This is a genomic window from Flavicella sediminum, from assembly GCF_006381105.1.
In the GTDB taxonomy this organism is placed as follows: Bacteria; Bacteroidota; Bacteroidia; order Flavobacteriales; family Flavobacteriaceae; genus Flavicella; species Flavicella sediminum.
Genome location: NZ_VDET01000018.1, coordinates 133,074 through 147,591, shown reverse-complemented (window position 1 = coordinate 147,591; position 14,518 = coordinate 133,074). Strand labels below are relative to the sequence as shown.

General features: G+C 34.6%; 13 protein-coding genes. 6 read left to right on the top strand and 7 right to left on the bottom strand.

Annotated elements, in window-relative coordinates; all coding sequences use genetic code 11:
* Positions 1 to 23 precede the first annotated feature (23 nt).
* On the top strand, positions 24 to 1,094 hold the full coding sequence (locus FGM02_RS15375) for a hypothetical protein (protein ID WP_139959382.1): 1,071 nt from the start codon (positions 24 to 26) through the stop codon (positions 1,092 to 1,094).
* On the opposite strand, the gene FGM02_RS15370 is transcribed toward FGM02_RS15375, so the two are convergent.
* The 7 genes from FGM02_RS15370 to FGM02_RS15340 all read right to left on the bottom strand — a co-directional run bounded on the left by FGM02_RS15370 (position 1,091) and on the right by FGM02_RS15340 (position 9,970).
* Positions 1,091 to 1,534, bottom strand: coding sequence for a GNAT family N-acetyltransferase (locus FGM02_RS15370; RefSeq protein ID WP_317133625.1), 444 nt, complete (start codon positions 1,532 to 1,534; stop codon positions 1,091 to 1,093). The genes FGM02_RS15375 and FGM02_RS15370 overlap by 4 nt on opposite strands.
* A 1-nt stretch (position 1,535) precedes the next feature.
* Complete coding sequence (locus FGM02_RS15365; protein ID WP_243739423.1) at positions 1,536 to 2,420, bottom strand: alpha/beta hydrolase; 885 nt, start codon at positions 2,418 to 2,420, stop codon at positions 1,536 to 1,538.
* A gap of 39 nt (positions 2,421 to 2,459) precedes the next feature.
* Positions 2,460 to 5,027: a DNA gyrase/topoisomerase IV subunit A gene (locus tag FGM02_RS15360; protein ID WP_139959380.1), complete on the bottom strand. Its 2,568-nt coding sequence runs from the start codon at positions 5,025 to 5,027 to the stop codon at positions 2,460 to 2,462.
* 1 nt (position 5,028) lies between these two features.
* On the bottom strand, positions 5,029 to 5,919 hold the full coding sequence (locus FGM02_RS15355) for a phytanoyl-CoA dioxygenase family protein (protein WP_166461199.1): 891 nt from the start codon (positions 5,917 to 5,919) through the stop codon (positions 5,029 to 5,031).
* An 83-nt stretch (positions 5,920 to 6,002) separates the two neighbouring features.
* Positions 6,003 to 7,859, bottom strand: a complete 1,857-nt coding sequence (locus FGM02_RS15350; RefSeq protein ID WP_139959378.1) for a DNA topoisomerase IV subunit B — start codon at positions 7,857 to 7,859, stop codon at positions 6,003 to 6,005.
* Positions 7,860 to 8,068: 209 nt separating this feature from the next.
* Positions 8,069 to 8,956: a 3-keto-disaccharide hydrolase gene (locus FGM02_RS15345; protein WP_139959377.1), complete on the bottom strand. Its 888-nt coding sequence runs from the start codon at positions 8,954 to 8,956 to the stop codon at positions 8,069 to 8,071.
* A 12-nt stretch (positions 8,957 to 8,968) separates the two neighbouring features.
* A complete protein-coding gene (locus FGM02_RS15340) occupies positions 8,969 to 9,970 on the bottom strand; it encodes a ThuA domain-containing protein (RefSeq protein ID WP_139959376.1) in 1,002 nt (333 codons plus the stop codon).
* A 192-nt stretch (positions 9,971 to 10,162) separates the two neighbouring features.
* Between FGM02_RS15340 and purB the strand changes: the two genes are divergently transcribed.
* The 5 genes from purB (at position 10,163) to FGM02_RS15315 (ending at position 14,504) form a co-directional block, all read left to right on the top strand.
* Positions 10,163 to 11,506, top strand: coding sequence for an adenylosuccinate lyase (gene purB / locus FGM02_RS15335; protein WP_139959375.1), 1,344 nt, complete (start codon positions 10,163 to 10,165; stop codon positions 11,504 to 11,506).
* Between the two features lie 277 nt (positions 11,507 to 11,783).
* Positions 11,784 to 12,722 (top strand): SGNH/GDSL hydrolase family protein, encoded by a 939-nt coding sequence (locus FGM02_RS15330; RefSeq protein WP_139959374.1) that lies wholly within the window; start codon positions 11,784 to 11,786, stop codon positions 12,720 to 12,722.
* Between the two features lie 18 nt (positions 12,723 to 12,740).
* The gene (locus FGM02_RS15325; protein WP_139959373.1) at positions 12,741 to 13,166 is read left to right on the top strand and encodes a hypothetical protein; all 426 of its coding nucleotides are present in this window, start codon (positions 12,741 to 12,743) and stop codon (positions 13,164 to 13,166) included.
* A 44-nt stretch (positions 13,167 to 13,210) separates the two neighbouring features.
* Positions 13,211 to 13,411, top strand: a complete 201-nt coding sequence (locus FGM02_RS15320) for a hypothetical protein (RefSeq protein ID WP_139959372.1) — start codon at positions 13,211 to 13,213, stop codon at positions 13,409 to 13,411.
* A gap of 322 nt (positions 13,412 to 13,733) precedes the next feature.
* A complete protein-coding gene (locus tag FGM02_RS15315) occupies positions 13,734 to 14,504 on the top strand; it encodes a TerC family protein (RefSeq protein ID WP_139959371.1) in 771 nt (256 codons plus the stop codon).
* Positions 14,505 to 14,518: the final 14 nt, after the last annotated feature.

Genomic DNA, 14,518 nt, shown 5'->3' with positions numbered 1-14,518 from the left:
TCAAATCACTTAACAAGAAAATCATGAAAAAAACAATACTATACCTATGCTTATTTACAATAGCATTAGTCCAAGGACAAAATGAAAACTTTGAAGATCGAGTACAAGAAATTTCAAGAAAAATTGAGCGGATTACTCTCAAAGAAAAATCATTTTTAAAAGATAAAATCAAGGAAATTCAACAACGTGAAGAAAATAATGAAATTACGAACGCGGAAGCCAAAACACTAAAACTAGCAGCCGCTACAATGCACGCTGAAAAAATTGAGACACAAGTAGAAAAACTACAAATTGAATTGGAAGAATTGGTACAAAAACAGGTAGCTAAAAACATTACCGATTCAAACAGGAGCGAAACGAATCTACCCGAATCTATAAAAGTTGACAAAGAAGAAGGCGAAATTATTTTTCGAAAAAAATTCAAATACAAATCGGAAAAAGCAAATTCTAAAAGAACCACTTCACAGTTTATCTTTGCGTACGGTATCAATAATACTATTGAGGACCATCAAATAATTTCGTTAAACCATTCAGATTACAATTTCTGGAAATCTCATTTTTATGAATTAGGGTGGACTTATAAAACCCGTTTGTCTAAAAATGCTTCAAAAGTATATTTAAAATATGGAGCCTCTTTTGTTTGGAATTACCTTCGTGCAGTTGACAATACATACCAAGTAAAAAATGGAGATCTTACCCATTTGCAAACTCACGCTTCCGATTTGTCCAAATCAAAATTACGAAACACCTATTTGAATTTCCCTGCTCATATAGAATTTGATTTTTCAGAAAATAAAAGAAATGAAGATGGTACTAAAAAAGACAGAACGCACCAGTCGTTAAGAATAGGTTTGGGTGGCTATGCAGGAATAAAGTTAGGAACCCGACAATATTTAAAATACCAAAATGAAGCAGGCCACGCAGTTACTGAAAAACAAAAAGGAGATTTTAACACCAATAATTTCACTTACGGATTAAGCAGCTATATAGCTTATAAATCCTTAGGGCTTTATGTCAAATACGATTTAGCTCCTTTGTTTAATGAGACAGAAATAAGAAATATTTCTATCGGATTGCGTTGTGATTTTAATTAGTCACGGTACATTGCCAAATGCGGAATTCCATCTTCTAAATAGGAAGCTCCTTTGGTAACAAACCCATGGGTATTGTAAAATTTTTCAAGATGTGCTTGCGCAGAAATTTTTATAGGCTGTTGTTCAAAGTATTTTTCAACGGCCTCTATTGCATAGGCCATTAATAAATGACCATAAGTATCTTTTCGATGCTCTTTTTTAACCACCACTCTTCCAATACTTGCTTCTTCAAAATAGTGACCTTTGTCAAAAATTCTTGCATAAGCCACAATTTCATGATTCAAAATTCCTAAAACATGCAATGCATTCTTATCCTTGCTATCAATATCTTGATACACGCACTCTTGTTCTATCACAAAAACTTCCGAACGAACTTGTAATAATTCATACAATTCATCAGTGGTTAATTCGCTAAAGGTTTTGGTGAAAAATTCTATCACTTTAATTCAAAATTTGCAACCAATCTTTTAATAAGAGAGGCCATTTTTCAAGATTTGCATTTCCTCTTCCTTTTGCCAATGCAAAACCATGCCCGCCTTTTGGATACAAATGCAGCTCAACAGGAATTTTCTTTTCGCGAAGTGCATTGTAAAACTGCAAGCTATTTTCTACAGGAACAGCCTTGTCATCGGAAGCATGCACAATAAAAGTGGGCGGCGTGTTCTCTTTTACTTGTAATTCATTTGAAAATTCTTCTACCAAATCTAAACTAGGTTTGTCTCCTAACAATGCGTTTCTAGAACCTTTATGTGTAAAATCCAATTTCATAGTAACCACCGGATACAACAATACCATAAAATCTGGTCTTGCACTAATGGTATCTATAGCTGACTCCTCAAAATTATTTACTTTATCAAATTGTGTTCCTAAAGTTGAAGCCAAATGACCACCTGCTGAAAAGCCCATGATGCCAATTTTTGTTGGATCAATTTTATAACTTTCCGCATTTCTTCTTACCATTCTAATTGCTCGTTGAGCATCTTGTAAAGGTGCTTCATACGAAGTTTTTACAGATCCTGAGTTTGGCATCCTATATTTTAACACAAAAGCCGCGACACCAAAAGAATTGAACCACTTTGCCAAATCGGTACCTTCCCAATGATACGCCACGCCATGATAACCTCCTCCTGGACAAATAACCACTGCTTGTCCTGTTGCCAACTGCTTAGCGGGTAAAAAAACCTCTAAAGTAGGGACTTGCACCTTACTGATAAAAAACACATTTCTTTTCGGGTATTCTTCTTTTTCCTCTGACTTTTGAGAATTGGGAATTTCACCTTCCCAAAGCGGAAGTATAGTAGATTGTCCAAAACAGATTGTACTCATAAAAAAAAGTAAAAGGATGCTAAAATTCTTCTTCATAATTTAAAATAAAGTCGCTTGACCGTCTTCTTTTTCAGATTCATCCTCTTCAGAGACTTCAATGTCATTTACATCAGGAGCATCATAAGGCTTGCTTTCTAAAAAATTTACTTGCTTAATTTTATCTGTTGTCAGCTGATTTCCGATAGCCTTGATTCCTTTTACCGCAATAAACTCTTCAAAGTCGACTGTAATTGGTTCTAAACTTCTTTTAGAAAAAATAACCTCAGCAACGGGTCTGTAATCGGTAGCCACAATTTCTAATTGCGATTTTGGATGCTCGGTAATAAAATGATCTTCTCTTTCTGGATGATCAATCATAAAACGCTTTACAAAATAACGAGCCTTTTCGCCTTCAAAATAAATAGCAGAAATTGGTTTCATTGGATCCCATTTTTCCAAAACAATCATATCCGTTTCAAAGTGATAATTTAAAACAGGTTTGATGGTTTTTGCCATTCCAGATTGGGTAACAATCAGCAACATATCATCTGCTGTAAACTCCCCCAACAACTCTCCTCTTTCATCTACATTTAATCGCTGTACGGTATCGTCAAACCAAATTTTTCTTGGTTTTAATGTAGAAGCACCTGCCGACTTAAATTCAATTTTTCGTATGGGAAACTTCGTGATTAAATTTCCTTTAGAGCCTCGACCTTTAATAAGTAAATCAGAAAAATCAATATCCCATTTCAATTTCTTAACACTACCAACCGCTCTTAAGTTTACGGTAACCACTTCCGCCTCACCATTAGGATTCGCTGTAAAATAATGCACCATAGATCCTTTATTACCCACGGTTAAATCGTACACCTTATCTCTGGTAATTCCGGTTACATTAAAACGTTTCATATAACTTGGCCCCGATTTCCCATCACGGTACATCATATTATAAACTGTTCGTTTATCTCCTTTTTTAAAGACGGCAATATGAATGATATCTTTTCCAACAAATGTTTTAGAAGCGACTTTCGTAATCATTAAACTACCATCATTTCTAAAAACAATCACATCATCAATATCAGCACAATCTGCTATATATTCATCGCGTTTTAAAGAAGTACCTACAAAACCTTCCTCTCTATTTACATAAAGCTTTGTGTTTCGCATCACCACTTTGGTCGCCACAATATCATCAAAAATTCTTATCTCTGTTTTTCTTTCTTTGTCCTTACCATAGGTTTCTTTTAATCTTTTAAAATAATCGATGGCAAATTCAATAAGGTTGGCTAATTTTTCTTTGACATCTCTAATTTTATCTTCCAAAGCTTCAATTAATAAATTGGCTTTGTCAATATCAAATTTAGAAATCTTTTTAATTCGTATTTCTGTCAGTCGAAGAATATCTTCTGTAGTGACTGCACGTTTTAAATGTTTGGTAAAAGGTTTTAATCCTGCATCAATAGCCTCTATAACGCCATCCCAAGTAGCCACTTCTTCAATATCTCGGTAAATTCTATTTTCAATAAATATTCTTTCCAAGGAAGCAAAATGCCATTGTTCTTCCAGCTCACCTAATTGAATTTCCAACTCGCGTTTTAACAATTCAACAGTATGATCGGTAGAAATTTTCAGCAATTCTGAAACACCAATAAATATAGGTTTGTGATTTTCAATAACACAACTTAACGGAGAAATGGACGATTCACAATTGGTAAATGCATACAAGGCATCAATTGTCTTGTCGGGAGACACATTGGGTGGTAGGTGAATTAATATTTCAACCTCTGCCGCTGTATTGTCTTCAATACGTTTAATTTTAATTTTCCCTTTGTCGTTTGCCTTAATAATCGAATCAATCAAAGAAGATGTGGTTGTACCAAAAGGAATTTCATGAATGGCCAAGGTCTTTTTATCTAACTGGTTGATACGCGCTCTAACGCGAACCTTCCCTCCTCTTTTACCATCATTGTAATTGGTGAAATCGGCAATACCACCTGTTAAAAAGTCAGGAACAATTTTAAAGCTTCTTCCTTTTAAATATTTTACAGAAGCGTCAATCAATTCAATAAAATTGTGTGGCAGTACTTTGGTTGACAAACCAACCGCAATTCCTTCTGCTCCTTGTGCCAGTAACAACGGAAATTTTACAGGCAAATGAATTGGTTCTTTTCTACGACCGTCATAGGAAGCTTGCCAATGTGTGGTTTTTGGATTGAAAACCACTTCCAAACCAAATTTAGACAAACGTGCTTCAATATATCTTGAAGCCGCCGCACGGTCACCAGTTAATATATTACCCCAGTTTCCTTGCATGTCAATTAGCAATTCCTTTTGCCCCAATTGCACCATGGCATCAGCAATAGAAGCGTCACCATGCGGATGGTATTGCATGGTATGACCAACCAAATTGGCTACTTTATTGTAACGTCCATCATCCAAATCTTTCATAGACTGCATGATTCTACGTTGCACCGGTTTAAAACCATCATCCAAAGCAGGAACGGCTCTTTCCAATATCACATACGAAGCATAGTCTAAAAACCATTCTTTATACATTCCGGTTACTTTCGTAATCGTTTCTTGTTTCTCTTCGGTACCGTTATTTTCTTGCTCGTTTTCTTCTTGCATTTTACTCTTTTATACTGTCAAATAAACCTTCAAAATTTTCTTTTAAAGTCGGTCTTTGCGTTATTTCATGAAAGGCAACTGCATCCTTTGCATAATAATGAAAAACCATACTTTTTCTCGTTTTATTGTCATCTAAAACTTTTTCTCCTCCATGCACTAAATTGGCATGCCAAATCAAAACATCTCCTTTTTTTGCCAGAAAATGTTTTTTTTCTAATTTATTGTCGTCCAATAAATTTTGAATATTTTTTAAATAGGCATCGTAACCTTTATTTCCAAGGAAAAAGGTACTGCCTTCATTGTCGTAATCTTTATTCATAAAATAAGGCAACTTATGAGAACCCTTATAATAATACAAGGGGCCACTCTCTGCATCAATATCTTCCAATGCCACCCAAATGGCAATTAAATTTCCTTTAGGAAAAGTTGACATGCTAATAGAATCGGAATGTGCACCTTGCTGGCTGCCTGTTAAAAAATTGATACTTTGAAACAAGGTCACTTCTTTATCCAATAGGGTTTCTAAAATGGAAATTATTTTTTTATGTGCCCCAATTTGAAATAACAATTTGGATTTATGAATGGCAAACATAATTTTATTACCATTTTCAAATTTCACTTTTTTTGAGGCCAGCAGCTCGTCTATCTTTTCATTAAAGCTAGCAACCTCATCAGAAGAAAAATAATTTTTCAAAACCACATAACCATCATCTGACCATGACAATAATTCTTGTTGTATTTTTTTATCCAATTGCTGAAATTTTTCAGAACTGGCCAAAGCCTCTCTGGAATTTTTTAGATCGTAGGTATTCACCTCTTCTTCCAAGCCCTCAAAATCGCTAGCAGAAACAGAAGAATAATACCGCTTACGCAAACCATATTTTTTATACAAGGGCACATTGTGTAGCAACTTTTTCTTTTGAAAAAAATTATACACTTGAAACGTGGGCTTGAATCTTTTTAGCAATTCTTTCATTATAAATCTTCCACTACATCCAGTTCAAACTTTAGGTTTTCTATGATAAACTTCTGTCTATCGGGAGTATTTTTTCCCATATAAAATTCCAACATTTTTTCTATTGGCATTTCTTTATCTAGCATTACTGGATCCAAACGAATATTGTCACCAATAAAATGTACAAACTCATTTGGTGAAATTTCCCCCAATCCCTTAAATCGAGTAATCTCCGGTTTCCCTGATAATTTTTCTAACGCATCTTTTCTTTCTTCTTCCGAATAGCAATAAATGGTTTCTTTTTTATTTCGTACTCTAAACAAAGGCGTTTCTAAAATAAACAAATGCCCTTCTTTGATGACTTCAGGAAAAAACTGTAAAAAGAAAGTAATTAACAACAATCGGATATGCATTCCATCCACATCGGCATCCGTTGCAATAACAATATTATTATAACGTAAATCTTCTAAACTTTCTTCTATATTTAAAGCAGCTTGCAACAAGTTGAATTCCTCATTTTCATAAACCACCTTTTTACTCATTCCATACGAATTCAAAGGTTTTCCCTTTAAACTAAATACGGCTTGGGTATTTACATTTCTCGATTTTGTTATAGAACCACTGGCTGAATCTCCCTCGGTAATAAACAAAGTCGTGTCCAATCGATTCTCCTTTTTCAAATCGCCAAAATGCACTCTACAATCTCGTAATTTTTTATTGTGAAGATTCGCTTTCTTAGCTCTATCTCTTGCCAATTTACGTACCCCTGAAAGCTCTTTACGCTCTCTTTCGGCTTGTAATATTTTACGTTGAATTTGTTCCGCAGCATCTGGATTTTTATGCAAATAATTGTCCAGTTTGGTTTTTATAAAATCGTTGATAAACGTACGAACAGTTGGCAAATTACCTCCCATTTCGGTAGATCCCAACTTGGTTTTGGTCTGACTTTCAAAAACAGGTTCCATTACCTTAATGCTAATGGCTCCTACAATAGATTTCCGAACATCACTGGCTTCAAAGGTTTTTCCAAAAAATTCTCTAACCGTTTTTACAATGGCTTCCCGAAAGGCTACCAAATGCGTACCTCCTTGTGTGGTATGCTGTCCGTTTACAAACGAATGATATTCTTCTGTATATTGTGTTTTACTATGCGTTAAGGCCAATTCAATGTCCTCATCTTTTAAATGTACTATTGGATATGCTTTGTCATCTTCATTGATATTTTCATCTAGCAAATCTCTCAATCCATTTTCAGAAAAATATTTTTCTCCGTTAAAAACAATGGTCAACCCTGTGTTTAGATACACATAATTTTTAATCATTTTTACCACATATTCATTTCTGAACTTGTAGTTTGAAAAAATACTTGGATCTGGTGTAAAGTTCACACGTGTACCTCTTCGCTGACTGGTAGCTTCTGCATCGCTTTTTTCAATCAAGTTTCCTTGCTCAAATTCGGCATAAACTGTTTTTCCATCTCTAAAAGATTGCACTCTAAAACTGCTTGACAAGGCGTTTACGGCTTTGGTACCCACCCCGTTTAATCCTACTGATTTTTTAAAGGCTTTGGAGTCGTATTTTCCACCCGTATTCATTTTAGAAACTACATCTACCACTTTCCCCAAAGGTATTCCACGACCATAATCGCGAATAATAACACTGGTGTTTCGAACAGAAATTTCAATGGTTTTACCAGCATTCATTACAAACTCATCAATGGAGTTATCGAGTACTTCTTTTATTAAAATATAGATACCATCATCCTGTGAAGTTCCATCGCCTAATTTCCCAATATACATTCCGGGACGCATCCTAATATGCTCTTTCCAGTCTAATGATCGTATGTTATCTTCTGTATATTTTGTTTCCTCTGTCATGTATTCTATTCTAAAGCTTGAAGTGTTGCTAAAATAGTATTTTCACTAGAGAATTAAAAGGGTCTGCGAAATAATTATTAACAAGGTTTTAAGCTATCAGGATGTTGGATGCTTAAGTAAAATTTAAAAAAATATTCGCTTGCTGTATTCTTTTCAAAAAAAAAGTCCCACCGAAGCAGGACTTATTTATGTTCTTGAAAAGTTTGGTGTTAAAACCCAGCTGCTTTTCTAATTTTTCTTGGAAACTTTTTAATCGGTCTAATAAAAATTCCTTTGGCATAAGCCTCTGCTCCTTCTGATTGAATTTGCAACTGCCCTTTGTCTAATTTCTTTCCATCATGACGCAAGGCATCTTTTAAAGCAAAAGTTACTTTTCCATTGGTTACATGGATTGCTTGGTCTTCTAGCACATAAAGATCTACTCTTGTCCATGCCCCATGTTTACTTTCTGTATCGTACAATCTTTTTCCTTTTCCAGAAATTTTGTCCGATTTTGGATCCCATCTGTTAAATTCATTCACTTGTACTTTTGCTTTTGTTCCTGCCAAAGTATACAAATCACCAAAATCTCCTTCTTGTATTTGCGATTCTAAACAACGTTTCCACACATTCCAAAAAGCACCATGCTCGCCATAACAATGGTACAACAAACCATTATCTCGCAAAGCCTTTAAACGAGGTTCGTATTTTTTCTCACCCCATTTAAACAATAAGGTCAAATGGTAATTTTTATATTCTTTTTTTGAAGTCAAGCCCGCATAAATCAAACCTGAAATATTTAAAATAGGCTCGCCATTTTCATCTTCCGTTACTTTAAAAACTTCCATAGAATTATCCAAACCAATTGGTGCTACTGGTTTTCCATCTTCGGGAACCACATAACCTTTTGGCAAGTTTTTTACGGTTTTATGAGGCACACCTGTCCAAACTTCCCACTGACTTAATTCTTTATCCAACATTGGTTTCCAGTCTTTCGACTTCACCATTTTTGAAGGTCCTTCTTGTTTCATCACAATCCCTTCTTTTTGGGCTTGTACTGCATTGGCTGCGACTAAAAACGTTAGAACTACCGCTACTTTTGAAAATATTTTTTGCATCCTTTTTTTATTTTATTTTATTTTTTTTAAAGAAAATTTTCTCCCCGATGATTTTTCAGCTTTTGGGAAATCGCTTGGTATGGCTTGTGTTACCTTTCCTGTTGCTGCCCATTCTACACCTCTTGTAAAAGAAACAATAAAACCAACACTTTGAAATGAAACAGCATCATGTCCTAAAATCGTATTAAACACTCTTCCTTTTCCGTAATCTGTTACAATAAAAATTGGCTCATGTCTGTCGGTTGGTGCTTTTGCATTTTGATCTTTACCTGTCGCTAAAATGGTCATATTTTCTGCTGGACCTCTTAACTTTGCATAGCACTCATCGGCATTTGTTAACCAAACCTTCGGCATTCCTTTGGTTATTGGGTGATTTGCTTCCCGAATGGTCACAGGAAATTCATGTCTTTTTCCATGTGCACCTGCCCCACCAGCAGAAGTATCTCTCACTAATTTTCCTTCATTTGTATAATACACATAAGGACCGTCTTTTTCATTTCTATTTCCCCACCCGCCAAGGCCAATCATTTTATTATAATCCAACCATTCTGGAAAGGAGTTATTTGCCGCATGTACAGAAACAAAACCTCCACCTTTTTGAATGAATTTTTCAAAAGATTTTTGTGTTTTTTCCGACCAAGGGGCAGCTCTCCAACCAAAATTAGAAACCACCACATCGTACTTGCTAAATTTCGGACAGAAATCTGGATCTGTTTTTGGCGATTTCAAAAACTCACCTGTTCTAGCATTGGCCAAAGGTAAAAATGCTTTTTCTCCTTCACCTTTCCATAAATATTGTGTGCGCTCTACAGCAACCGTAAACAAGCCGGTCTCTTCTAAATACTGCTTCATCATAATGGTTGATTTTGGCCAAACACCATGATTATTTTGACCGTCGATAATCAATACTTTAATTTTTCGTTTAACCAGAGTTAGCTCATTTCCTGTAATGCTAGCAAAAGAACTCATGGTTCCAATTAAAGCGATAAGCGCCAGTACTTTTCTAAATTTCATTTTCTTATTTTTAAATTACAGAGCACAATTTATCAAATTATCCACGCAACGCTGTTCAAAAAACTACAATGAGAAAATTCGAACAGTAATTTTACTGCTTTCACACACAAGTATCCTATAAAAATTTTATGCAATGCCACAAAAATTCTCTAGAATTGCGTACTTTTGCGCCTTAATTTTCAATCTAAAAGAATGTCATTAACGAATTTAAATGCAATCTCGCCTATTGATGGGAGATATAGAGGAAAAGTAGAATCTTTAGCAGCTTACTATTCTGAAGAAGCTTTGATTAAGTACCGTGTAAAAGTTGAAATTGAATATTTTATTGCTTTGTGCGAAATTCCTTTGCCTCAATTAGAAGGTTTTGACAATTCCTTATTTCCAGCTTTAAGAGAAATTTATACCTCTTTTACTTCTGAAGATGCGTTGAGAATTAAAGAAATTGAAAATGTAACCAACCATGATGTAAAAGCGGTTGAATATTTCATCAAAGAAAAATTCGACATTCTAAACTTGGTTCCTTATAAAGAATTCATCCATTTTGGCTTGACTTCTCAAGACATCAACAATACGGCAATTCCTTTGTCTATCAAAGATTCTTTGGAGGAAGTGTATTACCCTTCTTTAGATGAATTGACTCTTAAAATTGCTGATCTTTCTGAAGAATGGGACGATGTTCCTATGCTAGCAAGAACACACGGACAACCCGCTTCTCCTACGCGTTTAGGAAAAGAATTGTTTGTATTTGTAGAACGTGTAAATCAGCAAGTATTGCATTTACAACACACACCACATGCAGCTAAATTTGGTGGTGCAACTGGAAATTACAACGCACATAAAGTAGCCTATCCAAATGTTGATTGGAAAGCTTTTGGAACTAATTTTGTTGAAAATATTTTAGGTTTACACCATTCTTTCCCAACAACTCAAATTGAGCACTACGATCATATGGCAGGAATTTTTGATGCCATGAAACGTATCAATACTATTATTATGGACTTAGACAGAGATATCTGGACTTATGTTTCTAATAATTATTTCAAACAAAAAATTAAAAAAGGAGAAGTAGGTTCTTCTGCTATGCCTCATAAAGTTAATCCTATTGACTTTGAAAATTCTGAAGGAAATATTGGATTGGCAAATGCTTTGTTTGAACATTTAGCAGCAAAATTACCTGTTTCTCGTTTGCAACGCGATTTAACAGATTCTACAGTTTTAAGAAATGTTGGAGTTCCTTTTGGACATACATTAATTGCATTTGCTTCTACCTTAAAAGGATTGAACAAATTATTGATTAACAAAGAAGCTTTTGAGGCCGACTTAGAAAATAACTGGGCAGTCGTTGCGGAAGCAATTCAAACAATTCTTAGAAGAGAAGCCTATCCAAATGCATACGAAGCTTTGAAAGGATTGACAAGAACAAATTCAGTAATCAACCAAAAATCTATTGCTGATTTTATTGATACTTTAGAAGTTTCTGATGCTATTAAAGCAGAATTGAAAGTAATTACCCCAAGTAATTATACTGGAATCTAAACTTCATCACTAAAGCATAAAGTAAACCTAACAGGTCTTAGAGACCTGTTAGGTTTTTTTGTTTCGCAACAGTTGTTTGCGCTAATAAAAAAGGAAGCTAAATCTCGACAAAACTCATCACTATAGCATAAAGTAAACCTAACAGGTCTTGGAGACCTGTTAGGTTTTTTTTGTTTCGCAACAGTTCCTTGCGCTAATAAAAAAGGAAGCTAAATCCGATATGTCTTTTCAAATTCCTTCGTTTTTTTATAGTCCATAAACCTACTATATTTGGAATATGAAAAACTTAAAATTCTTAATCCTACTACTTCTTATTTCTTTTACCCAAGGAAATGCACAGCCAAAAACTGTTTTAGGTAAAAACACTAAAAAAATTCTTTTCTTAGGAAATAGCATCACTTACCAAGGAACTTATATTAGTTATTTAGAAACCTATCTGCGCTTAAAATACCCGAACAATAAATATCAATTTATAAACGTGGGACTACCTAGTGAAACTGTTTCCGGACTTTCAGAGCCTAACCATGCCAAAGGAGCTTTTCCTAGACCCGACTTAAGAGAACGTTTGAAACGTATCTTTAAAAAGACCAAACCCGATTTTGTTTTCGCTAGTTATGGAATTAACGATGGAATTTATTTACCCTTTGATCAGAACCGTTTTGATAAGTTTAAAGAAGGAATGCAATGGCTAGACTCAGAAATAAAAAAACGAAAACTTCCTGTTGTTTATATGACCCCTTCTGCTTTTGATGAAAAAAAAGACAAAGCCTATGCTAAGGTGATGGACACCTATTCCGATTGGATCATCGCTCAGAAAAAAGATCAAAATTGGAAAGTCATTGATTTGTATTGGCCTATGAAAAAAGCATTGCTTCAAAAAAGAGAAAAAAATCCTGATTTTGCTTTTGCCAAAGACGGAATTCACCCAAACAAATTAGGACACTGGCTAATGGCCAGAGAAATTTTACTGTACTTAGGGCAGCCGGAAGTCGCCAAAACAGAAAACATACGAAATGCTATTTCAAATTATAAAAACGAAAAGAACTTACTCTTGCAATTAGTTTCTGAAAAGCAAAGCTTTATGAAAGATGCCTGGTTGACAGCAACAGGACACAAGCGACCAAAAATGAAGGAAGGAATTCCTTTGAGAAGTGCTTTAAAAGAAGCCTATATTTTTGATGAAAAAATCAAGATCTTGGCAAAACAAGCTCAGTAATTTTAGTACTTTTGGTAAATGTTGAAAAAAATATTTTTTGTAGCCGCTTCCCTGTTTATCTGTTTGTTAATTTCTTGCAAACAAGAGCGTAAAACCACACCTTTTTCTTTTGAAACGGGTTCGTTTAAAACCTATTTAGAAAATAAAAAAGACAGTTCTTCTTTTTATAGAACCAAAGATTTTCAAATTGAAACTTATAGAAGTCAAGTGGATACTTTTCATATTGAATGGAAAAACAAATTTGAATTTCGTTTGTTAAAAGTCAACCCGAAATCGAAATTAGACAGTACCGAATTTGTCGTGAAAATCACAAAAATAAAAGACAACTCTTACGAGTTTCAAGCAAATTATGTAAACAATAATTTCAAACAAAAAGGAAGTACTATTAAAATATCGGATGAAAAGCCAAAAGTGAAAAACGAGAAGCCAAAAGCTAAAAGCTAAAAACGAGAAGCCAAAAGCCAAAATCGAAAAGCCAAAAGCGAGAAGTGAAAAACGAGAAGCGAAAAGCAAAAAGCGAGAAGCCAAAAGTGAAAAGCCAAAAGCCAAAAGCCAAAAGCGAAAAGCGAAAAGCCAAAAGCCAAAAGCGAAAAGCGAAAAGCCAAAAGCTAAAAGTGAAAAGTGAAAAACTAAAAGCTAAAAACGAGAAGCAAAAAGTGAAAAACGAGAAGCCAAAAGCTAAAAGCTAAAAACGAGAAGTGAAAAGTGAAAAGTGAAAAACTAAAAGTGAAAAGCCAAAAGTGAAAAGCTAAAAGCCAAAAGCGAGAAGCCAAAAGCCAAAAGCTAAAAGCCAAAAGCCAAAAGCGAGAAGCCAAAAGCCAAAAGCAAAAAGCCAAAAGCCAAAAGCAAAAAGCAAAAAGCCAAAAGCCAAAAGCTAAAAGCTAAAAGCTAAAAGTGAAAAACTAAAAACTAAAAGCCAAAAACGAAAAGCGAGAAGCTAAAAGTGAAAAACTAAAAGCGAGAAGCGAGAAGCGAGAAGCTAAAATTTAAAACACAACAATCATAAATACGATGGAAATTTTTACACAAGTAGACACCTGGATTGCCCTATTAACCTTAACTTTTCTTGAAATTGTTTTGGGAATTGACAATATCATTTTCATTTCTATCACCACTGGAAAACTTCCAAAGGAGCAACAAAAAAAAGCAACCAATATCGGTTTGTTATTGGCCATGGTTTTCCGTGTTATTTTATTGTTAGGGGTTTCTTATTTAATAGCCATGAAAGATTCAATTATAGATATTGAAACTTCGTGGTTGACAACGCATATTTCAGGTCAGAGTATTATTTTAATTATTGGAGGACTCTTTTTATTGTACAAAAGCACCAGTGAAATACACCACAAAGTAGAAGGAATTACCGAAGAGGAATCTACTGCCAAAAAAGTAACAACCACGCTATCCAAAGCGATTGTACAAATTGTCTTAATAGATATTGTATTTTCATTCGACTCGGTTTTAACGGCGGTTGGAATGACCAATGGAACGGAAGGCGCTTTAGTTATAATGATAACTGCTGTGGTTGTTTCTATGTTAATTATGATGCTCTTTGCCAATCCTGTAGGGAAATTTGTCAATGCACATCCTACCATTCAAATGTTGGCCTTGTCTTTTTTAATATTGATCGGATTTATGCTAATTACCGAAGGGGCTCATTTGGCACAAACAGAATTTTTCCATCAGCATATAGGGGCTATTCCTAAAGGGTATTTGTATTTTGCAATCACTTTTTCATTAGGAGTTGAAGCTTTGAATATGAAAATTAGAAAGAAAAAAAGTTAGTTTTTCATTGGCAA

Excerpts from the sequence above, each read along its gene's own strand:
- FGM02_RS15375 (WP_139959382.1), top strand. The coding sequence starts at position 24 with ATGAAAAAAACAATACTATACCTATGCTTATTTACAATAGCATTAGTC.
- FGM02_RS15365 (WP_243739423.1), bottom strand. The coding sequence starts at position 2,420 with ATGAGTACAATCTGTTTTGGACAATCTACTATACTTCCGCTTTGGGAA.
- FGM02_RS15360 (WP_139959380.1), bottom strand. The coding sequence starts at position 5,027 with ATGCAAGAAGAAAACGAGCAAGAAAATAACGGTACCGAAGAGAAACAA.
- FGM02_RS15350 (WP_139959378.1), bottom strand. The coding sequence starts at position 7,859 with ATGACAGAGGAAACAAAATATACAGAAGATAACATACGATCATTAGAC.
- FGM02_RS15345 (WP_139959377.1), bottom strand. The coding sequence starts at position 8,956 with ATGCAAAAAATATTTTCAAAAGTAGCGGTAGTTCTAACGTTTTTAGTC.
- FGM02_RS15340 (WP_139959376.1), bottom strand. The coding sequence starts at position 9,970 with ATGAAATTTAGAAAAGTACTGGCGCTTATCGCTTTAATTGGAACCATG.
- purB (WP_139959375.1), top strand. The coding sequence starts at position 10,163 with ATGTCATTAACGAATTTAAATGCAATCTCGCCTATTGATGGGAGATAT.
- FGM02_RS15330 (WP_139959374.1), top strand. The coding sequence starts at position 11,784 with ATGAAAAACTTAAAATTCTTAATCCTACTACTTCTTATTTCTTTTACC.
- FGM02_RS15325 (WP_139959373.1), top strand. The coding sequence starts at position 12,741 with ATGTTGAAAAAAATATTTTTTGTAGCCGCTTCCCTGTTTATCTGTTTG.
- FGM02_RS15315 (WP_139959371.1), top strand. The coding sequence starts at position 13,734 with ATGGAAATTTTTACACAAGTAGACACCTGGATTGCCCTATTAACCTTA.